The 22,217-nt window shown below is 64.8% G+C and carries 20 protein-coding genes; 13 read left to right on the top strand and 7 right to left on the bottom strand.

Annotated elements, in window-relative coordinates; all coding sequences use genetic code 11:
• Positions 1-9: 9 nt before the first annotated feature.
• From glgC to DFP89_RS12185, 10 genes are all read left to right on the top strand, one after another.
• Positions 10-1,275 carry a glucose-1-phosphate adenylyltransferase gene (gene glgC / locus DFP89_RS12230; protein WP_114349677.1) on the top strand — a complete coding sequence of 422 codons (1,266 nt, stop codon included), beginning with the start codon at positions 10-12 and terminating at the stop codon, positions 1,273-1,275.
• Positions 1,272-2,684, top strand: a complete 1,413-nt coding sequence (gene glgA, locus DFP89_RS12225) for a glycogen synthase GlgA (protein ID WP_114349676.1) — start codon at positions 1,272-1,274, stop codon at positions 2,682-2,684. Before glgC ends, glgA begins: the two co-directional genes overlap by 4 nt.
• On the top strand, positions 2,684-4,777 hold the full coding sequence (gene glgX, locus DFP89_RS12220) for a glycogen debranching protein GlgX (protein WP_114349675.1): 2,094 nt from the start codon (positions 2,684-2,686) through the stop codon (positions 4,775-4,777). Before glgA ends, glgX begins: the two co-directional genes overlap by 1 nt.
• Entirely contained in the window at positions 4,770-6,608 is a 1,839-nt protein-coding gene (gene malQ, locus DFP89_RS12215) for a 4-alpha-glucanotransferase (RefSeq protein ID WP_114349674.1), read from the top strand. Before glgX ends, malQ begins: the two co-directional genes overlap by 8 nt.
• A complete protein-coding gene (locus tag DFP89_RS12210) occupies positions 6,605-8,236 on the top strand; it encodes an alpha-D-glucose phosphate-specific phosphoglucomutase (protein ID WP_114349673.1) in 1,632 nt (543 codons plus the stop codon). Before malQ ends, DFP89_RS12210 begins: the two co-directional genes overlap by 4 nt.
• A 215-nt stretch (positions 8,237-8,451) precedes the next feature.
• Positions 8,452-9,762 carry an ABC transporter substrate-binding protein gene (locus DFP89_RS12205; protein WP_114349672.1) on the top strand — a complete coding sequence of 437 codons (1,311 nt, stop codon included), beginning with the start codon at positions 8,452-8,454 and terminating at the stop codon, positions 9,760-9,762.
• A gap of 92 nt (positions 9,763-9,854) precedes the next feature.
• Positions 9,855-10,724, top strand: coding sequence for a carbohydrate ABC transporter permease (locus DFP89_RS12200; protein ID WP_114349671.1), 870 nt, complete (start codon positions 9,855-9,857; stop codon positions 10,722-10,724).
• Positions 10,725-10,737: 13 nt separating this feature from the next.
• Positions 10,738-11,562, top strand: coding sequence for a carbohydrate ABC transporter permease (locus DFP89_RS12195; protein ID WP_114349670.1), 825 nt, complete (start codon positions 10,738-10,740; stop codon positions 11,560-11,562).
• 7 nt (positions 11,563-11,569) lie between these two features.
• Positions 11,570-12,571: an ABC transporter ATP-binding protein gene (locus tag DFP89_RS12190; protein WP_114349669.1), complete on the top strand. Its 1,002-nt coding sequence runs from the start codon at positions 11,570-11,572 to the stop codon at positions 12,569-12,571.
• A gap of 168 nt (positions 12,572-12,739) precedes the next feature.
• Positions 12,740-14,176: a mannitol dehydrogenase family protein gene (locus DFP89_RS12185; protein ID WP_114349668.1), complete on the top strand. Its 1,437-nt coding sequence runs from the start codon at positions 12,740-12,742 to the stop codon at positions 14,174-14,176.
• Between the two features lie 76 nt (positions 14,177-14,252).
• On the opposite strand, the gene DFP89_RS12180 is transcribed toward DFP89_RS12185, so the two are convergent.
• The 4 genes from DFP89_RS12180 to DFP89_RS12165 form a co-directional block, all read right to left on the bottom strand.
• Positions 14,253-15,398, bottom strand: a complete 1,146-nt coding sequence (locus tag DFP89_RS12180; RefSeq protein WP_114349667.1) for an alpha-D-ribose 1-methylphosphonate 5-triphosphate diphosphatase — start codon at positions 15,396-15,398, stop codon at positions 14,253-14,255.
• 157 nt (positions 15,399-15,555) lie between these two features.
• Positions 15,556-16,236, bottom strand: coding sequence for an NAD-dependent deacylase (locus tag DFP89_RS12175; protein ID WP_114349666.1), 681 nt, complete (start codon positions 16,234-16,236; stop codon positions 15,556-15,558).
• Between the two features lie 6 nt (positions 16,237-16,242).
• Positions 16,243-16,548 carry a hypothetical protein gene (locus DFP89_RS12170; protein ID WP_114349665.1) on the bottom strand — a complete coding sequence of 102 codons (306 nt, stop codon included), beginning with the start codon at positions 16,546-16,548 and terminating at the stop codon, positions 16,243-16,245.
• Between the two features lie 168 nt (positions 16,549-16,716).
• Positions 16,717-16,902 (bottom strand): heavy-metal-associated domain-containing protein, encoded by a 186-nt coding sequence (locus DFP89_RS12165; RefSeq protein WP_114349664.1) that lies wholly within the window; start codon positions 16,900-16,902, stop codon positions 16,717-16,719.
• A gap of 90 nt (positions 16,903-16,992) precedes the next feature.
• Here DFP89_RS12165 and DFP89_RS12160 point away from each other — a divergent pair, with 90 nt between their 5' ends.
• From DFP89_RS12160 to DFP89_RS12150, 3 genes are all read left to right on the top strand, one after another.
• Entirely contained in the window at positions 16,993-17,898 is a 906-nt protein-coding gene (locus DFP89_RS12160; RefSeq protein WP_114349663.1) for a DMT family transporter, read from the top strand.
• Between the two features lie 63 nt (positions 17,899-17,961).
• On the top strand, positions 17,962-19,761 hold the full coding sequence (gene lepA / locus DFP89_RS12155; protein WP_114349662.1) for a translation elongation factor 4: 1,800 nt from the start codon (positions 17,962-17,964) through the stop codon (positions 19,759-19,761).
• 402 nt (positions 19,762-20,163) lie between these two features.
• Entirely contained in the window at positions 20,164-20,634 is a 471-nt protein-coding gene (locus DFP89_RS12150) for a DUF2335 domain-containing protein (RefSeq protein ID WP_114349661.1), read from the top strand.
• Positions 20,635-20,667: 33 nt separating this feature from the next.
• On the opposite strand, the gene DFP89_RS12145 is transcribed toward DFP89_RS12150, so the two are convergent.
• Genes DFP89_RS12145 through DFP89_RS12135 form a run of 3 tightly spaced genes read right to left on the bottom strand, consistent with a single transcriptional unit; the run spans position 20,668 to position 22,112 of the window.
• The gene (locus DFP89_RS12145; protein WP_114349660.1) at positions 20,668-21,150 is read right to left on the bottom strand and encodes an REP-associated tyrosine transposase; all 483 of its coding nucleotides are present in this window, start codon (positions 21,148-21,150) and stop codon (positions 20,668-20,670) included.
• A gap of 42 nt (positions 21,151-21,192) precedes the next feature.
• Positions 21,193-21,564, bottom strand: coding sequence for a peptidase associated/transthyretin-like domain-containing protein (locus DFP89_RS12140; protein ID WP_114349659.1), 372 nt, complete (start codon positions 21,562-21,564; stop codon positions 21,193-21,195).
• Complete coding sequence (locus tag DFP89_RS12135) at positions 21,561-22,112, bottom strand: hypothetical protein (RefSeq protein WP_114349658.1); 552 nt, start codon at positions 22,110-22,112, stop codon at positions 21,561-21,563. Before DFP89_RS12135 ends, DFP89_RS12140 begins: the two co-directional genes overlap by 4 nt.
• Positions 22,113-22,217: the final 105 nt, after the last annotated feature.

Raw genomic sequence — 22,217 nt, 5'->3', positions numbered from 1 at the left:
GAGGGGAAAATGGCACCTCGGAACGAAAGGCTGTCCAGCCGCACCATGGCCTTTGTGCTGGCCGGTGGGCGTGGCTCGCGGCTGAAGGAATTGACGGACCGGCGGGTGAAGCCGGCCGTCTATTTCGGCGGCAAGTCGCGGATCATCGACTTCGCACTGTCGAATGCGCTGAACTCGGGCATCCGCAAGATGGCGCTGGCCACGCAATACAAGGCGCATTCGCTGATCCGCCATGTGCAGCGCGGCTGGAACTTCTTCCGCGCCGAAAGGAACGAGTTTCTGGATATTCTGCCCGCCTCGCAGCGCTATGACGAGGCGATGTGGTATCGCGGCACGGCCGATGCCGTGGCCCAGAACATCGACATCATCGACAGCTACCGCGTCGAATATGTGCTGATCCTTGCCGGCGATCACATCTACAAGATGGATTACGAGCTGATGATCCGCCAGCATGTCGATACCGGCGCGGATGTGACCATCGGCTGCCTGACCGTGCCGCGGGCCGAGGCCTCGGCCTTTGGCGTCATGGCGGTGGATGCGACCGACCGCATCACCAGCTTTCTGGAAAAGCCCGCCGATCCGCCCGGCACGCCCGAGGACCCGAATGTCACGCTGGCCTCGATGGGGATCTATGTCTTCAAATGGAGCTTCCTGCGCGATCTGTTGATCCGCGACATGGAGGACGACAATTCCAGCCATGATTTCGGCAATGACCTGATCCCCGACATCGTCAAGAACGGCAAGGCGCAGGCGCATCGCTTTACCGAAAGCTGCGTGCGTTCCAGCCCCGACGCGCCGGCTTACTGGCGCGATGTGGGGACGGTCGATGCCTTCTGGAAGGCCAATATCGACCTGACCGATTTCACCCCGGATCTGGACCTGTGGGATCGCGACTGGCCGATCTGGACCTATTCGGAATCGGTGCCGCCGGCCAAGTTCATCCATGACGAACCCGAGCGGCGCGGCATCGCCGTCAGCTCGATGGTGTCGGGGGGCTGCATCATCTCGGGGACCGAGATCCGGCAGTCGCTGCTGTTCACCCACGTCAATACCAATTCCTTTGCCTCACTCGACGGGGCGGTGGTTCTGCCCTATGTGAATGTGGCCCGCCATGCGCGGCTGAAGAATGTGGTGATCGACCGTGGTGTGCGCATTCCCGAAGGGCTGGTCGTGGGCGAGGACCCGATCGAGGATGCGAAATGGTTCCGCGTCTCGGACGGGGGGATCACGCTGATCACGCAGGACATGCTGAAGCGAAGGGAAGCCTCCTTATGACACGGGTTCTGTCCGTCACCTCGGAATGCGTTCCGCTGATCAAGACCGGCGGGCTGGCGGATGTGGCGGGCGCCTTGCCCGCCGCACTTGCCCCGCATGGCGTCGAGATGCGGACAGTGCTGCCGGGCTATCGCGTCGTCATGGCCGCACAGGGCCATGACGCGCCGGTGGTCATGGAGCTGGGCGACCTGTTCGGTGGCCCGGCCCGGATCCGGCGCGGGACGCTGGCGGATGCGGTGCTGTATATCCTTGATGCGCCGCATCTTTTCGATCGCGACGGCGGGCCCTATCTGGGGCCAGACGGCAAGGACTGGCCCGACAACCCGCAGCGTTTCGCGGCGCTGGACCGGGCCGCCGCGATCATCGCCCGCGACGGGATCGAGGGCTGGCATCCGCAGATCCTGCATCTGCATGACTGGCAGGCCGGGCTGGCGCCGGTCTATCTGCGCCAGCTGGGCGTCTCGGGCGTCAAGTCGCTGCTGACCATCCACAATATCGCGTTTCAGGGCCTCGCGCCCGCGCATATGCTGGGCGCGCTGCAATTGCCCGCGCATCTGTTCACCCCGCAGGGCTTTGAATACTGGGGCCGCATCAGCGCGCTGAAGGCGGGGATCGTCTTTGCCGAAAAGGTCTCGACCGTCAGCCCGACCTATGCCGAGGAGCTGATGACCCCCGAATTCGGCATGGGGATGGAGGGGGTGCTGGCCAGCCGTGGCGGCGATTTCGTCGGCATCCTGAACGGCATCGATCTGGACGCCTGGACGCCGCCCTTTGCCGATCTTGAGGGCAAGGCCCGCGCCCGCGCCCGGCTGCGCGCCGAATTCGGCCTGCCCGAGACGGCCGGCCCGCTTTGCGTCGTGGTCTCGCGCCTGTCGGAGCAAAAGGGGCTGGACCTCTTGATCGAGGCGCTGCCGGCGCTGATCGAGAATGGCGGCCAGCTGATCGTGCTGGGGGCGGGCGATGCCCGCATCGAAAGCGCCCTGCGCGAGGCGGCCGAACGCAACCCGGCCAATGTCGCGCTGCGCATCGGCTATGACGAGGCGCTTGCGCATCGCATGATCGAGGGCGGCGACGCCATCCTTGTCCCCTCGCGGTTCGAGCCTTGCGGCCTGACCCAGATGTATGGGCTGCGCTATGGCACCTTGCCGGTGGTCTCGCTGACCGGGGGGCTGGCCGATACGGTCATCAACGCCTCGGCCGCGGCCATGGGGGCGGGGGTGGCCACGGGGCTGCAATTCCACCCGGTGAATGCGCCCGCGCTGGCCCGCACGCTGGCGCGGATGGTGCAGCTTTACCGCCAGCCCCGGCTCTGGCAAGCCATGGTGGCCAATGCCATGGCCCAGCCGGTCGGCTGGGATGCCTCGGCACGGGCCTATGCCGATCTGTTCAAAGTGATGACGACTGCCTGATGACGAACTGGACGATTACCGCGGGGCGCGCCGATCCCCTTGGCGCAACTTTTGACGGCGAGGGTGTGAACTTCGCGGTGTTTTCCGTGCATGCGCGGCGGGTTTCGCTGTGCCTGTTCACCCCCGATGGCCGGATCGAGACCCACCGGATCGACCTGCCCGAACGCGACGGCGATGTGTGGCATGGCTATATCTCGGGGCTGCGGCCGGGCCAGTGCTATGGCTATCGCGCCGATGGCCCCTATGCCCCCGCCGAGGGGCACCGCTTCAACCACAACAAGCTGCTGCTTGACCCCTATGCCCGGCGGCTGACCGGCCATCCGGTCTGGCATGACGCGCTGATGGGCTATACCGTCGGCGCCCCCGAGGCGGATCTGTCCATGGACCCGCGCGACAGCGCGAAATACATGCCGCGCTGCGTGGTCGAGGACCCGTCGTTTTCATGGGGCAATGACCGCCCGCCGCGCACGCCGATTTCGCAATCCATCATCTATGAGGCCAATGTTAAGGGCCTGACGCAGAACCACCCCGAGGTGTCCCATCCCGGCACCTTCCTGGCGCTGGCCTCGGACCCGATGCTGGAGCATCTGCAAAAGCTGGGGATCACCGCGATCGAGCTGCTGCCGGTGCAGGCCTTCCTGAACGACCGCTTTCTGGTCGAAAAGGGGCTGGTGAATTTCTGGGGCTATCAGACGCTGGGCTTTTTCGCCCCCGATCCGCGCTATCTTTCGGGCGGCGACATTTCCGAATTCCAGCACATGGTGGCGCGGCTGCACGCCGCCGGCATCGAGGTCATTCTGGACGTGGTCTATAACCACACCTGCGAAGGCAACCAGATGGGGCCGACGCTGTCCTTCCGGGGCCTGGACAACCGCAGCTATTACCGGCTGACCGATGATCCGCGCTATTACATAAACGATACCGGCACCGGCAACACGCTGAACCTGAACCATCCGATGGTGCTGCGCATGGTCATGGACAGCCTGCGCTATTGGGTCGAGGTGATGCATGTCGACGGCTTCCGTTTCGATCTTTGCGCGACGCTGGGCCGGCGGGTGCGGGGGGGCTTTTCCTCCAGCGCCTCGTTCTTTGACGCGATCCGGCAGGACCCGGTCCTGACCCGCGTCAAGCTGATCGCCGAGCCCTGGGATATCGGGCCGGGCGGCTATCAGCTGGGGGCGTTTCCGCCGCCCTTCCTGGAATGGAACGACAAGTATCGCGACGGCGTCCGCCGCTTCTGGCGGGGCGATGGCGGCCAGATCTCGGATCTGGCGGAACGGTTGACCGGCTCGGCCCGGCAATTCGACCATTCCGGCCGGCCCGCGACCTCGTCGGTCAACTTCCTGACCGCACATGACGGTTTCACGCTGATGGATACGGTCAGCTACAACCAGAAACACAATGAGGCCAATGGCGAGGGCAACCGCGACGGCCATAGCGAGAATTTCTCGGACAATATGGGCGTCGAGGGGCCGACCGGCGACATCAAGCTGAACGCCGCGCGCGCCCTGCGCCGGCGCAACATGATGGCGACGCTGCTCTTGTCGCAGGGCACGCCGATGATGCTGGCCGGGGATGAGCTGGGGAACTCGCAATCGGGCAACAACAACGCCTATTGCCAGGACAACGAGATCGGCTGGGTCGTCTGGAAGGATGCCGATCAGGATTTTCTGGACTTCACCGCCCGCCTTGTCGCGCTGCGCCGCGCCCATCCGATCTTGCGCCAGAAGCGTTTCCTGCATTCGCGGCAACGGCTGGTCGACGGTCTGGGCGACCTGTTCTGGTGGCGTCCCGACGGCACGCCGATGAATGCCGGCGACTGGACGGCACCGGATCTGCGGGTGATCTGCGTCGAGATGCGCATCGCTTCGGGCACGCCCGTCTATGCGCAGCGCGAAGAGGCCCTGTTCATGGTCTTCAACGGTGGCCCTGCGCTGAGCGTCACCTTGCCCGAGGCGCCTGCGGGCTGGGTCTGGCGGCTGCATATCGACACCGACCGCCCGCTGCTGATGCCCAGCCTGACGCCGCGCAGCACCGTTCAGGTCGCCGCGCAATCCGTGCGGCTTTACGAGCTGGAGCGCGACCATGACTGATCCGCGCCTCGCCCTTGCCGCAAGAATGGGCGTCCTGCCCGGCTATCACGATCTGTCCGGACATTGGCGCGAAACCCCGGTCGAGACCGCCGAGGCGCTGGTGGCCGCGATGGGCCTTGCCGCGCCCGACGAGGCCGAGGCGCGGCTTGCCGCCCTGCCGCGCGACGTGATCTGCGAGGTGGGCTGCCGGCCCGATCTGGACCTGTGGGACACGCCCTGGCGGCTGACCTGCGACGACGGCAGCCAGCTTGAGGGGCAGGGGCCCTTGCCCGAGCTGCCTCTGGGCATCCACCGCCTGTCGGCGCGGGGGATCTGCTATACGCTCTTGGCGGCGCCGCCGCGCCTGCCGGAGCCCGCGCGCTGCTGGGGGCTGGTCGCGCCGCTTTACGGCCTTTCGGCGCAGGGCATCGGCAGCTATGACGATCTGGGCCGGCTGGCCGCCGGCATGGGCGGGCATGGCGCGGCCTTTCTGGGCATCAACCCGGTTCATGCCGGCTTCCCGACCCAGCCCGGGCTTTTCAGCCCCTATACGCCCTCGCATCGCCGCCGCCTGAACGTGATCCATCTGGCGGCAGGGGCCGGCCAGCCCGGCCCGCTGGTCGATTACCTGCGCGACATTCCGGCGCGGATGGCGGCCCTGCGGGCGGAATATGACGGCTTTTCCGGCGATACCCGCTTCGACATCTGGCAGGCGGGCGAGGGCGAGAGCCTGCAGCGCTTTGCCCTGCATCAGGCGCTGTCGGCCCGGCATGGCGCCTTCTGGAACGACTGGCCCGAGCAGATCTCGGCGCCCGACCGGCCCGCAGCGCAGGCCGCGCGGATCGAGCTGGCCGGCGAGATGCGCTTTCATGCCTGGCTGCAATGGCGCGCGGAACTGGCGCTGGCCGGCGCGGGGCAGGCGGCGCGCGATGCCGGCATGCGGCATGGCCTTTATCTGGACCTTGCCGTCGGCACCCACCCCCATGGCGCCGAGACCTGGGAGGACCGCGCCAGCTTCGCCGCCGGGGCCTCGCTGGGGGCGCCGCCCGATGCCTTTGCGCCGGACGGGCAGAACTGGAACCTTGCGCCGCTGAACCCGCTGCGGCTGCGCGCCAGCGCCTATGCGCCGCTGGCCGAGACGCTGCGCCGCCAGCTGCAATTCGCGGGCGTCCTGCGCATCGACCATATCATCGGCTTCGACCGTGCCTTCTGGGTGCCGGGCAATGGCGCGGGAGCCTATGTCCGCATGCCCTCCGAGGCGATGTTCGCCGTCATCCGCATCGAGGCCGCGCGCGCCGGAAATGCCGTGATCGTCGGCGAGGATCTGGGCATCATCCCCGAGGGGTTGCGGGGGCATCTGGCGGGGTCGGGGGTTCTGGGCTGCCGGGTGGCGATGTTTGAACGCGACAGCTGGCACCCGCCGCATTTCCGCGCCCCCGAAGCATATGACCGCAGCGCCATCGCCAGCTTCTCGACCCATGATCTGCCGACATGGCGGGGCTGGCGGCAGGGGGCCGATATCGATGCCCGCGCCCGCATCTCGGGGCAGGACACGACCGAGGCGCATCGCGAACGCGCGACCGAGGTCGCGGCGCTGGACGCGATCCTGCCCGATGACAGCGCGGATGCGCTGCACGGGCTTTTGGCGTGCGCCGCCTCGCGCCTTGTCGCCGTGCAGGCCGAGGTGATGCTTGATATGGCCGAGCAGCCGAACCTGCCCGGCACCACCGTCGAATATCCAAACTGGCAGTTGCGTCTGCCGGTGGCCGCCGGCGATATCGCCGGCCTGCCCGCCGCCGCCCGCACCGCCACCATCATGCGTGAGAACGATCGTCAGGAGGAGCGGCCATGAGCGTTCAGAGGATTTCCACGAAACCCATCGAGGGTCAAAAGCCCGGCACCTCGGGCCTGCGTAAGAAGACCCCGGTCTTCATGCAGCCGCATTACCTTGAAAACTTCGTGCAGGCGATCTGGAACGGCACCGGCGGCGCCGAGGGCAAGACCTATGTTCTGGGCGGCGACGGGCGCTATTTCGGCGACCGCGCGGCGCAGGTCATCCTGCGCATGGCCGCGGCCAGCGGCGCGAAAAAGGTGATCGTCGGCCAGAACGCGATCCTGTCCACGCCCGCCGCCTCGCATCTGATCCGCAAGCGCCAGACCGATGGCGGCATCATCATGTCCGCCAGCCACAATCCCGGCGGCCCGAAAGAGGATTTCGGCGTCAAGTTCAACACCCCGAATGGCGGCCCCGCCCCCGAGGGCGTGACCGAAAAGATCTTTCAGGCGACCAAGGATATCAGCGAATACCTGATCCTTGAATCGCAGGATGTGGACCTGTCCACGCTGGGCAGCAGGACGCTGGGCGGGATGGAGGTCGAGGTCGTCGACCCGGTTGCCGATTATGCCGAGCTGATGCGCGAGATCTTTGATTTCGACAAGATCCGGGCGTTGTTTCAAAGCGGCTTCCGCATCCGGTTCGACGCCATGCATGCCGTGACCGGCCCCTATGCCAAGGCCATCCTTGAGGGAGAACTGGGCGCGCCGGCAGGTTCGGTCGTGAACGCGGTGCCCAGCCCCGATTTCGGCGGCGGCCACCCGGACCCGAACCCGATCTGGGCCAAGGACCTGATGGACACCATGTTCGGCGCCGATGCCCCGGATTTCGGCGCCGCCTCGGACGGCGACGGCGACCGCAACATGATCGTCGGGCGCAATGCCTATGTGACGCCCTCGGACAGCCTTGCGGTGCTGGCGGCGAATGCCACGCTGGTCCCGGCCTATGCCGGTGGCCTCAAGGGCGTGGCGCGGTCGATGCCGACCTCGAAGGCGCTGGACCGGGTGGCCGACAGCCTTGGGCTGGCCTGCTATGAGACGCCGACCGGCTGGAAGTTCTTTGGCAATCTGCTGGATGCGGGCCGCGCGACGCTGTGCGGCGAGGAAAGCGCCGGCACCGGTTCGGACCATGTGCGCGAAAAGGACGGGCTTTGGGCGGTGCTGTTCTGGCTGAACGTGCTGGCCGAGCGGCGCGAATCCGTGGCCGACATCATGGCCGCGCATTGGGCGAAATACGGGCGCAACTATTATTCCCGCCACGATTACGAGGCGGTGGATTCGGCCGCCGCGAACGGGCTGGTCGATGCGCTGCGCGCGCGTCTGGCCGATCTGCCCGGCCAGACCGTGGCCGGGCTGCGGATCGAGGCTGCGGATGAATTCGCCTATGACGATCCGGTCGACGGCTCGCACAGTGCCGCGCAGGGCCTGCGGGTGATGACCGAGGGCGGCGGTCGCATCGTGTTGCGCCTGTCGGGAACCGGAACCGAGGGCGCGACGCTGCGCGTCTATCTGGAGCGGGTCGAGACCGATCCGGCACGGCTTCAGGATGATCCGCAAGCGGCGCTGGCCAGCATCATCGCTGCCGCCGACCAGATCGCCGGCATCCGCGAACGCACCGGCCGCGAGGCTCCAGACGTCATTACCTGATTCTGTGCCAGCGGTTTGAAAATCCCGCATTTTTTTCGCGCCCGGCCGTTTTGGCCGGGCGTTTCGCATTTCCGCGCTCGCGCTTGCCCGGTGAAAGCCCGACCAGACCTTTGCATGACTTATTTCTGCCACAAAAGCGTCGCAAACTTGATTGACTGGCCAGAGGGTCAGACGTAGCCTGTTAGCGTAAACAGTACACCGAGGGAGGAGTTCGGATGGGACTGAAGGTGACGTTGCTAACCGCAACGGCAGTGGGATTCGCTTGCGCTGCGCAAGCCGAGGATCTCACAATCGCGACTGTCAACAATGGCGACATGATCCGCATGCAGAAGCTGGCCGAGGACTTTTCGGCCAAGCATCCGGACATCAATGTCGAATGGGTCACGCTCGAGGAGAATATCCTGCGCGAGCGCGTCACCACCGACATCGCCACCAAGGGCGGTCAATATGACGTGCTGACCATTGGCACCTATGAGGTGCCGATCTGGGCCAAGCAGGAATGGCTGGTACCGCTGGACGGCATGCCCGAGGACTATGCCGCAGATGACCTGCTGCCCGCTGTGCGGAGCGCGCTGTCGGTCGACGACAAGCTTTATGCGGCGCCCTTCTATGCCGAATCGGCGATGATCATGTATCGCACCGATCTGGCCGAGGCCGCCGGCATCAAGATCTCGGAGGCGCCGACCTGGACCGAGATCATGGCCGCCGCCAAGGCGATGACCGACAAGAGCAAGGAACAATACGGCATGTGCCTGCGCGGCAAGCCGGGCTGGGGCGAGAACATGGCCTTCCTGACGGCCATGGCCAACAGCTATGGCGCGCGCTGGTTCGACATGGACTGGAAGCCGCAATTCGACAGCCCGGAATGGAAGGCGGCGCTGACCGACTACCTGACCATGATGACCGAATACGGGCCGCCCGGCGCGTCCTCGAACGGCTTCAACGAAAACCTGTCGCTGTTCCAGCAGGGCAAATGCGGCATGTGGATCGACGCCACCGTCGCCGCCAGCTTCGTGACCGACCCGGCCAGCTCGACCGTGGCCGACAAGGTGGGCTTCGCGAAGTTCCCCAACAAGGAAGGCGTGGACAACCACGGCAACTGGCTCTGGGCCTGGTCGCTGGCCATTCCGGCCTCGTCGGATGCGCCGGACGCAGCCAAGACCTTCATCGCCTGGGCAACCTCCAAGGGCTATACAGATCTGGTGGCCTCGAAGGACGGCTGGCGCGCCGCCCCTCCGGGCACGCGGACCTCGCTTTACGCGAATGCCGACTATCAGGCGGCCGCGCCCTTTGCGGCCATGACCCTGACGGCGATCGAATCGGCGAATACGCAGAAATCCTCGGTGCAGGACATTCCCTATACCGGCGGTCAGTTCGTGGCGATCCCGGAATTCCAGGGCATCGGCACGGCGGTCGGCCAGCAGTTCTCGGCAGCACTTGCCGGGCAGATGTCGGCTGACGATGCGCTGGCGGCAGCGCAGGCCAATACCACGCGCGAAATGACCCGCGCCGGCTATATCAAGTAAAAGCCCGAACAGGGCCGTGCCGTCCGGGCATACCGGGCGGCACTTGTTAAGGGGGACAGCGCGAGCGTATTCGCGCAACGTCGGAGGACGCCATGGCCACACGCCAGACCCAGAGCCTCGCCCGCCTGATGCGCGCACCTGCAATCATCCTGCTGCTCGTCTGGATGCTCGTGCCGCTGGCAATGACGCTCTATTATTCGTTTCTGAACTACAACCTGCTCAGCCCCGGCCAGACCAGTTGGGCCGGGTTCTTCAACTATCAGTATTTCTATACTGATCCGGCCTTTTTCGAGTCGATCAAGAACACCATCATTCTGGTGCTGGGCGTCCTGACGATCACCGTCGTCGGTGGTATCGCCATCGCCATGCTGATCGACAAGCCGATCTTCGGGCAGGGGATCGTGCGCATTCTGGTCATCTCGCCCTTCTTCGTCATGCCGCCGGTGGCGGCGCTGATCTGGAAGAACATGATCATGCACCCCAGCTACGGGGTCTTTGCCGATATCGCGAAATTCTTCGGTGCCAATCCGGTGGACTGGTTCGCGCAATATCCGCTGTTCTCGATCATCGTCATCGTCGCCTGGCAATGGCTGCCCTTTGCCACGCTGATCCTGCTGACCGCCCTGCAGTCCCTGGACGGCGAGCAGATGGAGGCCGCCGAGATGGACGGCGCCCCGGCCTATAGCCGCTTCATCTATCTGACGCTGCCGCATATGGCCCGCGCGATCACCGTGGTGATCCTGATCCAGACCATCTTCCTGTTGGGCGTCTATGCCGAAATCCTCGTGACCACGAATGGCGGTCCGGGCTTTGCCTCGACCAACCTGACCTTCCTGATCTATCGCGCCGCGCGTCTGAACTTCGACATCGGCGGGGCAGCGGCAGGGGGCATCATCGCGGTCGTCCTTGCGAACTTCGTCGCCTTCTTCCTGATGCGCGCCGTCGGCAAGAACCTGGATTGAGGAGAATGTAACGATGGCACGCGCTGTCTCAAAGAACGCAAAGATCGGCTACACCATCGCCGCCTGGACGGTGGCTTTGGTGATCTTTTTCCCGATCCTTTACACCATCATCACCAGCCTGAAGACCGAGCAGGAGGCGATCGAGGGCTTCAACCTGATCCCGTCCTTTACCTTTGAAAGCTATCAGACCGTCCAGTCGCAGAACGACTATTTCAAGCCGTTCATGAACTCGGTCATCCTGTCGGTCGGCTCGACCATCCTTGCGCTGATCGTGGCCATTCCGGCGGCCTGGGCGATGGCTTTCTCGCCCACCAAGCGGACCAAGGACATCCTGATGTGGATGCTGTCCACCAAGATGATGCCCGCGGTCGCGGTGCTGGTGCCGATCTATCTGATCTTTCTGCGCACCGGGCTGATGGACACCCGGATCGGCCTGACGGTCCTTCTGATGCTCATCAACCTGCCGATCGTGGTCTGGATGCTCTATACCTATTTCCGCGAGATCCCCGGCGAGATCCTCGAGGCCGCGCGCATGGACGGCGCCGGTCTGCGCGAGGAGATCGTCCATATCCTGGCGCCCATGGCGGTGCCCGGCATTGCCTCGACCCTGCTTCTGAACGTCATTCTGGCCTGGAACGAAAGCTTCTGGACCATCCAGCTGACGACGACGAACGCGGCGCCGCTTTCGGCTTTCATCGCCTCGTTCAGCAGTCCGCAGGGCCTGTTCTGGGCCAAGCTTTCGGCGGCATCCACATTGGCCATCGGGCCGATCCTGATCCTCGGCTGGTTCAGCCAGAAACAACTCGTCCGCGGCCTGACCTTCGGCGCGGTTAAGTGAGGTAACCATGGGACAGATTGTTCTAACAAAAGTGCGCAAGGCCTTCGGCGAGGTCGAGGTCATCCCCGGCATCGACCTGCAGATCAACGATGGCGAATTCGTCGTCTTCGTCGGTCCCTCGGGCTGCGGCAAATCCACGCTTCTGCGCCTGATCGCCGGGCTTGAGGATATCAGCTCGGGCAAGATCGAGATCGACGGCAAGGATGCGACCGATGCGCCCCCCGGCAAGCGCGGGCTGGCGATGGTGTTCCAGTCCTATGCGCTTTACCCGCATATGTCGGTCAGAAAGAACATCGCCTTCCCGCTGAAGATGGCGGGCATGTCCGAGGCCGAGCAGAACGCCCGGATCGAGAACGCGGCGCGGGTCCTGAACCTGTCGAACTATCTCGACCGGCGGCCGGGCCAGCTTTCGGGCGGCCAGCGTCAGCGGGTGGCCATCGGCCGCGCCATCGTGCGCGAACCGGCGGCCTTCCTGTTCGACGAACCGCTGTCGAACCTTGATGCCGCCCTGCGCGTCGTCATGCGTCAGGAAATCAGCGAGCTGCATCAGAAGCTGAAGACCACGATGATCTATGTGACCCATGATCAGGTCGAGGCCATGACCATGGCCGACAAGATCGTGGTGCTGCATGCCGGCCGGGTCGAGCAGGTCGGCAGCCCGCTGGAGCTGTATAACGCCCCCGCGAACCTGTTTGTCGCCGGCTTCATCGGCAGCCCCAAGATGAACTTCATCACCGGGCCCGAGGCGGCGAAATATCAGGCCCATACCATCGGCGTGCGTCCCGAGCATGTCGAGGTCAGCAAGGATGGCGATGGCTGGGAGGGCAAGATCCTTCTGGCCGAGCACCTGGGCTCGGACACCTTCCTCAAGGTGGCCTGCCCGGTCGTGGGCGAGATGACCGTCCGCGGCAATGGCGAGATGGGCCTGCACCACAACGACACCATCCGCCTGAAGCCGCGCGCCGACCGCATCTATCGCTTTGACGACAAGGGGCTGGCGCTGAAGTGAACCTGTGCCGGGGCACGGGATGCCCCGGTTTCTTCTTGCAGCGCGGGCCGGGCGTTTCGCCGGCCCGCGTCCTCATTGCCACCGGGACCGGCTATGCAGCCCCCCTTGGCGCGAAAAACGCATTGACGCCGGGCGCCGTGGCGCCGCAGGCGAAACGGATGGGCAGAGATGACAGCAGAAATCGCACTTCCCCGCTATGACCGCAGCAAGCTCAAGCCGGGCATCGTCCATATCGGTCTGGGCAATTTCCACCGTGCCCATATGGCCGTCTATCTGGACGACCTGTTCAATCTGGGCGAAAGTCATGACTGGGCGATCATTGGCGCCGGCGTGCGCGCGCCCGACAGCCGCATGCGCGATGCGCTGAAAGGGCAGGACTGCCTTTCGACGATCATCGAGCTGGACCCCAAGGGCAAGACCTGTCGCCGCGTCGGTGCCATGATCGACTTTCTGCCGGTCGAGCCTGACAATGCCAGTCTGATCGCCGCGATGACGGATCCGCAGATCCGCATCGTCAGCCTGACCGTCACCGAGGGCGGCTATTTCGTGAACCCCGCCACCGGCAAGTTCGACCCCGCCGCGCCCGATATCGCCGCCGACGGCGCCAATCCGGGCGCGCCGGTCACGGCCTTTGGCGCCATCGTCGCGGCGCTGAAGGCGCGGCGTGCAGCGGGCATTCCGCCCTTTACGGTCATGTCCTGCGACAATCTGCCGGGCAACGGCCATGTCACCCATGACGCAGTGATCGGGCTGGCGCGGCTCTCTGACCCCGAACTGGCCGGCTGGATTCAGGCGAATGTGGCCTTTCCGAACGGCATGGTCGACCGCATCACCCCGGCGACCGGCCCGCGCGAGCGCGCCATGGCCGCCAGCTTTGGTCTGGGCGACGATCCGGTGCCGGTGACCTGCGAGCCCTTCCGCCAATGGGTGGTCGAGGACAAGTTCACCAATGGCCGCCCGGCGCTGGAAAAGGTGGGCGTCACCTTCTCGGATCAGGTCCATGCCTTCGAGATGATGAAGATCCGCATCCTGAACGGTGGCCATGCGATCATCGCCTATCCGGGCGGGCTGATGGGCATCGAATATGTCCATGAGGCCATGGCCGAGCCGCTGATCCGCGATTTCCTCGACAAGATCGAAACCGAGGAAATCCTGCCCATCGTGCCGCCGGTGCCGGGGACCGATCTGGATGCCTACAAGACCTTGATCATCGGCCGCTTTTCGAACCCCGAGATCGCGGATACCGAGCGGCGGCTGTGTCTTGACGGCTCGAACCGCCAGCCCAAGTTCATCATCCCCTCGATCCGCGACAATCTGGCGCGCGGCGTGGTGCCGAAGGGGCTGGTCCTCGCCTCGGCGCTGTGGTGCCGCTATTGCGCCGGCACCGATGAGAATGGCGCGGTGATCGAGCCGAACGATCCCGACTGGGACCGCCTGACCCGCGTCGCCCAGGAGGCCCGCGCCCAACCCGCCGCATGGCTGGAGCGGCGCGCGATCTATGGCGATCTGGCCGACAATGCCGAGTTCGTCGCGGCCTTTACCCAGACGCTGAACGACGTGTGGAAAAACGGCACCGCCGCCACCATCCGCGCCTATCTGGGCTAGGGCGGCTGCACTGTCATGACATGGAAAGGCCCGGACCGTCAGGACCGGGCCTTGTTCATTGGCAGATTGGCAGGGGTCAGACCCGCTCGCCCCGGACCCAAGTGCCGCGCAGCACGGGGGTCGCGTCCTCGATCAGCCGGAACCGGATCAGGTCGGCGCGCAGGCCCGGCGCGATGCGGCCGCGATCCGCCAGCGCAGCCGCCCGGGCGGGATTGGTGCTGACCGTGGCGATGGCGCGGGGCAGATCGTCCCAGATCCGCGCCAGAATAGCCGCCCCGGCCAGCAGCCCGGCGGGCACGTAGTCCGAGGACAGGATATCCAGATGCCCGTCTTGCGCCAGATCGGCGGCCGAGACATTGCCCGAATGGCTGCCGCCGCGGATCAGGTTCGGTGCCCCCATCATCACCATGATGCCGTGATCGTGGCAGGCGCGGGCGGCCTCAGGCGTGGTCGGGAACTCGGCCAGCCGCACGCCATGCCCGGCCGAGATCGCGACATGGTCGCGGGTGGTGTCGTCATGGCTGGCCAGCACCGCGCCCAGCCGGTGCGCGATCTCGACCGTCGCCGCCTCATGGGCGTCGCCAAAGCGGTCGCGCAGCGCCTGCAGCCGGGCGACATGTTCGGCAAAGGCCACGTCGTCCAGCTTGTATTTGCCCTGCACATATTGCGCGAGCTTCGAGATGTCGCGGAACTGGCGCTGGCCGGGCGTGTGATCCATCAGGCTGACGATGCCGACGCGATCCTCGGGGCCGAATTCGTCCAGCTCGGCGAGCAGGGTTTCCGAACAGACCTCGGCGCGCAGATGCAGCAGATGGCTGATCCGCAACACGCCGCGCGCCCGCAGCGCCGCCAGCTCATGCGCCAGCGGGCGGGCGTATTTCTTGTAGTCGTCATCCGGCCCGTCGCTGGGGATGGACCCCACGCGCATCGCGTCAAAGACCGTGGTGATGCCGCAGCCCGCCAGTTCCGCGTCATGGGCCAGAATGGCGCTGGCATGGGGCCAGTCCACGCCCGGGCGCGGGCGCATGTGGCGTTCCAGATTGTCGGTATGCAGCTCGACCATGCCCGGCGCGAGATAGTCGCCCTGCATGTCCAGTGCCCCGGGCGGGAGTGATGCGCCCGGCAGGATCTCGGCGATCAGCCCGTTCTCGATCACCACTGCGCCGGGGGTGACGCGGTCGGGCAGGATCAGTTGCGCATTGGCAAGGATGGTCTGGGTCATGTCTGTGGCCGGCTTGGAAACTTGGGGCAGGGGATCAGGCGGCGCGTCCGCCGTCAAGACCGGGGCTTGACCCTTGCGCGGCAATCCACGCAAGGGGCGACGGGGCGTGAGCAGGGCGCCGGCCGGTTCCTGTGCATGATGGGCCTGAGCCTTGCATTCAGGCGGTCAGTTCGGCGACCCAGGCCGGGACCAGCTGGGTCGCGGGCCCGGCGCGGATTTCGTCGAAATCGCTGCTGACGGCCGATGAGGCCAGGTTCAGTTCGACGGTTCTGGCGCCGTTGCGATGCGCATGCTGCGCCAGACCCGCCGCCGGATAGACCTGACCCGAGGTGCCGATGGCGGCGAATATCTCGGCCTCTTCGACAGCGGCCCAGATCCGTTCCATGTGATAGGGGATCTCGCCGAACCAGACGATGTCGGGCCGGGTCGCGGGCTTGCCGCAGCGGGGGCAGGGGTCCAGCGAGCGCATGACCAGCGTCGCCGACCAGCGATGCCCGCAAGCGGCGCAAAGCGCCCCGAGCAGGCTGCCATGCATGTGGATCACCTCGGGCGAGCCGCCGCGCTCATGCAGGTCGTCGACATTCTGGGTGATCAGCGTGACCTGATGCCGTTGGGCCAGCGCCGCCAGCGCCCGATGCGCGGCATTGGGCCGGGCGCGGGCGGCATCCGCCCGGCGCATGTTGTAGAAGCGATGCACCAGCACCGGGTCGCGGCGAAAGCCCGCGGGCGTGGCGACATCCTCGATCCGGTGCTCTTCCCACAAGCCGTCGGTGGCGCGGAATGTCCGAATCCCGCTTTCAGCCGAAATGCCGGCTCCGGTCAGCACCGCGATCCGCATCTGGTTTCAGTTCGCGCAATAGGCTTCGGCGGTGGTGGCGAAATTCTTGTAGCGCGCCCAGAAGGCATTGTCGGAATCGCTTTTCGACATGCGCACTTCCTGCGCCCGCTCGGCATCGTCAAAGAATTTCGCGGCGCGGCGCTGATCGGAACGCGACAGCGTCATGTCGGCGACCTGCTGGATGCAGCCGCAAAGCTGGCGGCTGCCCGCCGCGCGATCCGAACGCATGCAGGCGGAATCAACAGGTCCGGCGACGGCAAGCGGCGTGGTCAGGACCACCGCTGCCGCGGCGATCATAAGGCGGTTGATCATGTCTGTCTCCTCGGGTCTTGCCTGGCGGCCGGGGCTGGGCGCCCTCTTTGATCCGCCCGTTTATCCGAGGAAGGTTAACAGAACCTTCCTCACGGCTCAATCACGGGCGGGTGACCACGGGTCGCGGCGCGGCGGAATTTCGCCCCAAGATATGCCGCCTGCGGGCTGTCACGCCGGGCGCGGCGTATAGCCGGCATCGCGAATCACCTGCTCGGCGCGGGCGGCGTCCAGACCCTCGACGGTGACGCTGTGGCTGGCCAGATCGGTCGCGGCGCGGCCGCCGGCCTCGGTCACCGCTTTTTCAATGGCGGCGGTGCAATGGCCGCAGCTCATGTCCTCGACGTGAAATTTCATCGCCTGTCCTTTCGTCTGGCTGGCAACCCGCCTATGATCGCGCCATACCGCGCCCGGCGCAATTCCCCCCAACCGCAGGATATCCGGCCAATGGTCACCGAAAACTTCCGTGGTGCGATTCTCATGGTCGTCTCGATGGTGCTTTTCGCCTTCGAGGACATGTTCATCAAGCTGCTGGCGGCCGAACTGCCCTATGCCGAGGTGCTGGGCATGATCGGCCTTTTGGGCTTTCTGGCCTTTGGCGCCATGCTGAGGCTCAAGGATGGGCGCTTCCTGACCCGCGACCTGCTCAATCCGCTGGTGCTGTTTCGCAGCATGGCCGAGGTCGTGGGTTCGATCGGGATCGTGGTGGCGCTGGCGCTCAGCGACCTGTCATCGACCTCGGCGATCATGCAGGCGCTGCCCTTGGCCATCGTGCTGGGTGCGGCGCTGTTTCTGGGCGAGCCGGTCGGCTGGCGCCGCTGGAGCGCGATCATCGTGGGCTTTCTGGGCGTACTGCTGGTCATCCGTCCCGGTCTGGCCGGGTTCCAGCCGGTCTCGCTGATGGCGGTGCTGGCGGTGGTCGGGCTGGCCGCGCGCGACATCGCCACCCGCCGCATTCCCGCCCGCATCCATTCCGACCAGCTGGCGGCGCTGGCATTTCTTGCCATCCTGATCGCCTCCTGCGTGATGGGCTGGGTGCTGGGGCAGTCCTTTGTCATGCCCGACCTGCGGCAATGGGGGCTGTTCATTGCCTGCATGGCGGTGGGTGTCGGCGGCTATGCGCTGCTGGTCACCGCCACCCGTCTGGCCGAGGCCTCGGCCCTTGCGCCCTATCGCTATGTGCGGCTGGTTTTCGCGCTGATGCTGGCCTTTGCCGTCTTTGACGAGCGTCCCGACCTGATGACCCTGCTGGGCGCGGCGGTCATTGTCGCCTCGGGCTGCTATACCATGTGGCGCGAGGCCGCGCTGCGCCGCCGCCAGTTGCGCGCCGCCGGTTTCACCCCTGTCCGGTGACGTGATCGCACGCCCGTATCGAACCCCCTTCCCGCAACGCCAAAGCCCCTGTATAGCCCGGCCATGACCGACCTTGATCTCATCCGCAATTTCTCGATCGTGGCCCATATCGACCACGGCAAATCCACTCTGGCCGATCGTCTGATCCAGATGACGGGCACTGTCGCCGAGCGCGACATGAAAGCCCAGCTTCTCGACAGCATGGATATCGAGCGCGAACGGGGCATTACCATCAAGGCCAACACCGTCCGGATCGACTATCCGGCCAAGGACGGCCGCCATTACGTGCTGAACCTGATCGACACGCCCGGCCATGTGGACTTCGCCTATGAGGTCAGCCGCTCGATGCGCGCCGTCGAAGGCTCGCTTCTGGTCGTGGATGCCAGCCAGGGCGTCGAGGCGCAGACCCTTGCCAATGTCTATCAGGCCATCGACGCCGGGCATGAGATCGTCCCGGTCCTGAACAAGATCGACCTGCCCGCGGCCGAGCCCGAGCGCGTCAAGGAAAACATCGAGGACGTGATAGGCATCGACGCCTCGGACGCGATCCCGATTTCCGCGAAAACCGGCCTTGGCATTCCCGACGTGCTGGAGGCCATCGTCACCCGCCTGCCGGCCCCCAAGGGTGACCGCGACGCGCCGCTGAAGGCGATGCTGGTCGACAGCTGGTATGACGCCTATCTGGGCGTCGTCGTCATGATCCGCGTCATGGACGGCGTCATCCGCAAGGGCGACCGCATCCGCATGATGCAGACCAATGCCGTCTACGGCATCGACAAGTTGGCCGTGCTGCGCCCGCAGATGCAGGACATCGCCGAGCTGGGCCCGGGCGAGATCGGCGTGTTGACCGCCTCGATCAAGCAGGTCCGCGACACCCGCGTCGGCGACACCATCACCCATGAACGCAAGGGCGCCGAGACCCCGCTGCCCGGTTTCAAGCCCGCCCAGCCGGTGGTCTTCTGCGGCCTTTTCCCGGTCGATGCCAACGACTTCGAAGCCCTGCGCGACGCCATCGAGAAACTGGCCCTGAACGACGCCAGCTTCAGCTATGAGATGGAGACCTCGGCCGCGCTTGGCTTTGGCTTCCGCTGCGGCTTCCTTGGCCTTTTGCATCTTGAGGTGATCCGCGACCGTCTGGAACGCGAATACGATCTGGACCTGATCACCACCGCGCCCAGCGTGGTGTTCCGCCTGCACATGAAGGACGGCGAGGTCCGCGATCTGCACAACCCCGCCGACATGCCCGACCTGACCTATGTCGACCATATCGAGGAACCGCGCATCAAGGCCACGATCATGGTCCCGGACGAATATCTGGGCGACGTCTTGAAACTGTGCCAGGACCGTCGCGGCATCCAGATGGACCTGACCTATGCCGGCCAGCGCGCCATGGTGGTCTATGACCTGCCACTGGCCGAGGTGGTGTTCGATTTCTACGACCGGCTGAAATCGGTGACCAAGGGCTATGCGAGCTTCGACTATCAACTGTCGGAATATCGCGAGGATTACCTTGTGAAAATGTCGATCCTTGTGAACGACGAGCCGGTGGACGCGCTGTCGATCATGGTCCATCGCGACCGCGCGGAAAGCCGCGGCCGGGTGATGGTCGAAAAGCTGAAAGAGCTGATCCCGCGCCACATGTTCAAGATCCCGATCCAGGCGGCGATTGGTTCCCGCGTCATCGCCCGCGAAACGCTGAGCGCGATGCGCAAGGACGTGACGGCGAAATGCTATGGCGGCGACGCCACGCGCAAGAAGAAGCTGTTGGAAAAGCAGAAGGCCGGCAAGAAGAAGATGCGCCAGTTCGGCAAGGTCGAGATCCCGCAGACGGCGTTCATTCAGGCGTTGAAGATGGATGGGTGAGGGGAGTACGCAAATATGCGTGAATTACTTCGCTGCTACTTGCTCCTTGACGGCGAGTCTCCATGTTCTGGGTAACCTGCGATGTGAGTACTTGCGTACGGTAACGAACGGTTAACCGAGTACATACGCAACGCCTTGTGGAATTATCGGCGGTGGATATTGTGGTTACATGGAGTGATGGAGCAGATTCGATGGCTAATAGCGTTGCCAGTCGGCGTCGGCGTGCTGCGAGTTCTTCGCAATATGTTTCCAGAGGAGACGGATTCTGGACAGTTGTTAGCATGGTTGCTGCCGGGCCGAGCTTTGTCGAGGTGAAGCCCCGGAGTAAAATCGCTGGCAGTGTTTCAGACGCTGTGCATATTCGTGAGTACTTTCATGCGGCTCGTGAAAAATTGAAGCTTGATGAATCTACCAACTGAGCAGAGCCAGCAGCAGGTCGAACAGATTGCAGAGAGCGATTCTGACCCCAGTGAAGCAAATGCGGACGAAGTGCTACAGGCAATTCTCGATGGTCCGCCATCAGAGGTGCGCGCTGTAATACAGCGCGCGATCCATAGTGGGCCGGTGCCGTCTGCCGGCGAGCTGCAAAGATATGAGGATGTGCTGCCCGGTTTGGCCAATCGGTTGGTGAATCTGGCCGAGAAAGAGCAGGGCATTAGGGGCCGTGACACCGCACACTTCAACTGGAATGTAACGCTTAAAGTTCTTGCGAGCGTCGTCGTCTCTCTCGCGATGGTTTTAGGCGGGGTCTATTGCGCAGCGATTGGACAGCCTGAGGTCGGCGGCGTAATTGCGACATCGGGTGTGATTGCTGGGGTTGTTCAATCGTTTCTGCGTAGATCCTCGAAAAAAGATGAGGATGACAATGGATAGTCAGCAACAGTAGGGTGCGTATAAACACGCACCCTACCAAACGCTCCACCCCATCGCCCGATCCCGGTGATACGACGAATACGGCCAATCCTCGGGTCGCGTCATGAACCCATGCTTCACGGGGTTCCACCAGCAATACCGCAGATGCGCGGCCATATCCGCCTCATCCCGGATATGATGCTCATAAAAACGCCGCTGCCAGATCCCGCGCTCTTGCCGCGCCACATGGCTCTCGCGCCGCGCGCCCATCGGCAAGCCGCGCGAAAACCGCGCCTTGATCAAGCGCCAGCGCGTTGAATAATCGCAATCCCCCTCGGGCAATATCCAGATGCAATGCAGATGATCCGGCATGACCACCCATGCCGCGATGTGAAAGCCCCGCTCGGCCCGGGTCTGCGCCACCGCCGCCCGCAAAAGCCCGACATGATCGACCAACGCCGTCCCGCCACGCCGGGCCAGTGCGACGGTGAAAAAGATCGGGGCACCGGGCAGGCGCGGGCGAAGATAGCGCGACATGCCCCAGCCTCGCATCTCCCGGTTAAGGCGGCGTTAAGCGGCTCAACGCCAAGCCCCCTTGGTCGGCAGATAGATCGTGCCCAGATCCTGCGGGGCCTTGGCCTCGGCGGTCGGTTGCAGGTCCTCGGGGGCGACCTCGAACTGGCCCAGAACTCCGCCCGGAACATTGGGCAGGATCGCGTCATATTGACCGGGCTGGTCCACCGCTACCGCGAATTCCCCGGTCTCGGAGGTAAAGCCGATATTGCCCGAATAGCCCTTGGCGGCGCTGTCGGCATTTTCCAGAATGATCGGAAAGCCCGCCACGGGTTTGCCGTCGGCATCCTGCAGCTTGCCCTGGATCATCGCCACCTGCGCCCCGGCGGGGTTGCCACAGGCGAAAGCCAGCGCCAGAATCGTGCCAAGCCGCGTCATGATCCATCCCCATTGCTGACATGGTTGCGGGTCAGTCGCCCGCTGAAGGACAGCCTTCCCCCGTCAAAGATCGCCGGGCCCTGCGTCACCGTATAGATCAGCCGCCCGTCCGACCCCAGATCGGTCGGCGACAGCGCCACGACCGTATAGGGGCCGGGTTCCTCGACCAGCAGCTCCATCGTGCCCCTGCCGTTCTGAAAGAACTCCTGCGAGCCTTTCAGATAGCGCTGCGGAAAGGCTGCGACCATCACATAGCTGCCCGGCGGCAGGTTGTCGGTTTCCAGCGTCGCGACCAGCGGCAGGTTGCGGATCTCGGGTGCGGGTTCCAGCTTGCTGGCCACGAAGGTCGCCAGCGCGATCCCCAGCCCGACCGCGATCAACGAGGGGTAGTTGGTCTTGATCTTGCCGAACCATGGCAGCTCGATCTCGCTTGGCTGGCCGTGTTCATCGACGACGATCTGCTGGCGCAGCAGCGCATAGATGCCGCCGATCACGCAGATCAGCGCGATCACCAGCACGAAGGAAATCAGAAAAAGAATGCCCGACATGGTAACCTTCCTCGGAATGAGAACGAAGGTAAGTGCGGACAATCATAGCATGTTTCGCAGGGCCGCCAAAATGCGAATCCGGGGCGGGCGGTAGAGATATACCGC

Source organism: Paracoccus lutimaris (assembly GCF_003337565.1).
Classification (GTDB): Bacteria; Pseudomonadota; Alphaproteobacteria; order Rhodobacterales; family Rhodobacteraceae; genus Paracoccus; species Paracoccus lutimaris.
Note: the sequence above shows the minus strand (reverse complement) of the source record. Positions and strands in the feature narration are given on the sequence as shown.

Coding starts and splice junctions, on each gene's coding strand:
- glgC (WP_114349677.1), top strand. CDS start 10: ATGGCACCTCGGAACGAAAGGCTGTCCAGCCGCACCATGGCCTTTGTG.
- glgA (WP_114349676.1), top strand. CDS start 1,272: ATGACACGGGTTCTGTCCGTCACCTCGGAATGCGTTCCGCTGATCAAG.
- glgX (WP_114349675.1), top strand. CDS start 2,684: ATGACGAACTGGACGATTACCGCGGGGCGCGCCGATCCCCTTGGCGCA.
- malQ (WP_114349674.1), top strand. CDS start 4,770: ATGACTGATCCGCGCCTCGCCCTTGCCGCAAGAATGGGCGTCCTGCCC.
- DFP89_RS12210 (WP_114349673.1), top strand. CDS start 6,605: ATGAGCGTTCAGAGGATTTCCACGAAACCCATCGAGGGTCAAAAGCCC.
- DFP89_RS12205 (WP_114349672.1), top strand. CDS start 8,452: ATGGGACTGAAGGTGACGTTGCTAACCGCAACGGCAGTGGGATTCGCT.
- DFP89_RS12200 (WP_114349671.1), top strand. CDS start 9,855: ATGGCCACACGCCAGACCCAGAGCCTCGCCCGCCTGATGCGCGCACCT.
- DFP89_RS12195 (WP_114349670.1), top strand. CDS start 10,738: ATGGCACGCGCTGTCTCAAAGAACGCAAAGATCGGCTACACCATCGCC.
- DFP89_RS12190 (WP_114349669.1), top strand. CDS start 11,570: ATGGGACAGATTGTTCTAACAAAAGTGCGCAAGGCCTTCGGCGAGGTC.
- DFP89_RS12185 (WP_114349668.1), top strand. CDS start 12,740: ATGACAGCAGAAATCGCACTTCCCCGCTATGACCGCAGCAAGCTCAAG.
- DFP89_RS12180 (WP_114349667.1), bottom strand. CDS start 15,398: ATGACCCAGACCATCCTTGCCAATGCGCAACTGATCCTGCCCGACCGC.
- DFP89_RS12175 (WP_114349666.1), bottom strand. CDS start 16,236: ATGCGGATCGCGGTGCTGACCGGAGCCGGCATTTCGGCTGAAAGCGGG.
- DFP89_RS12170 (WP_114349665.1), bottom strand. CDS start 16,548: ATGATCAACCGCCTTATGATCGCCGCGGCAGCGGTGGTCCTGACCACG.
- DFP89_RS12165 (WP_114349664.1), bottom strand. CDS start 16,902: ATGAAATTTCACGTCGAGGACATGAGCTGCGGCCATTGCACCGCCGCC.
- DFP89_RS12160 (WP_114349663.1), top strand. CDS start 16,993: ATGGTCACCGAAAACTTCCGTGGTGCGATTCTCATGGTCGTCTCGATG.
- lepA (WP_114349662.1), top strand. CDS start 17,962: ATGACCGACCTTGATCTCATCCGCAATTTCTCGATCGTGGCCCATATC.
- DFP89_RS12150 (WP_114349661.1), top strand. CDS start 20,164: ATGAATCTACCAACTGAGCAGAGCCAGCAGCAGGTCGAACAGATTGCA.
- DFP89_RS12145 (WP_114349660.1), bottom strand. CDS start 21,150: ATGTCGCGCTATCTTCGCCCGCGCCTGCCCGGTGCCCCGATCTTTTTC.
- DFP89_RS12140 (WP_114349659.1), bottom strand. CDS start 21,564: ATGACGCGGCTTGGCACGATTCTGGCGCTGGCTTTCGCCTGTGGCAAC.
- DFP89_RS12135 (WP_114349658.1), bottom strand. CDS start 22,112: ATGTCGGGCATTCTTTTTCTGATTTCCTTCGTGCTGGTGATCGCGCTG.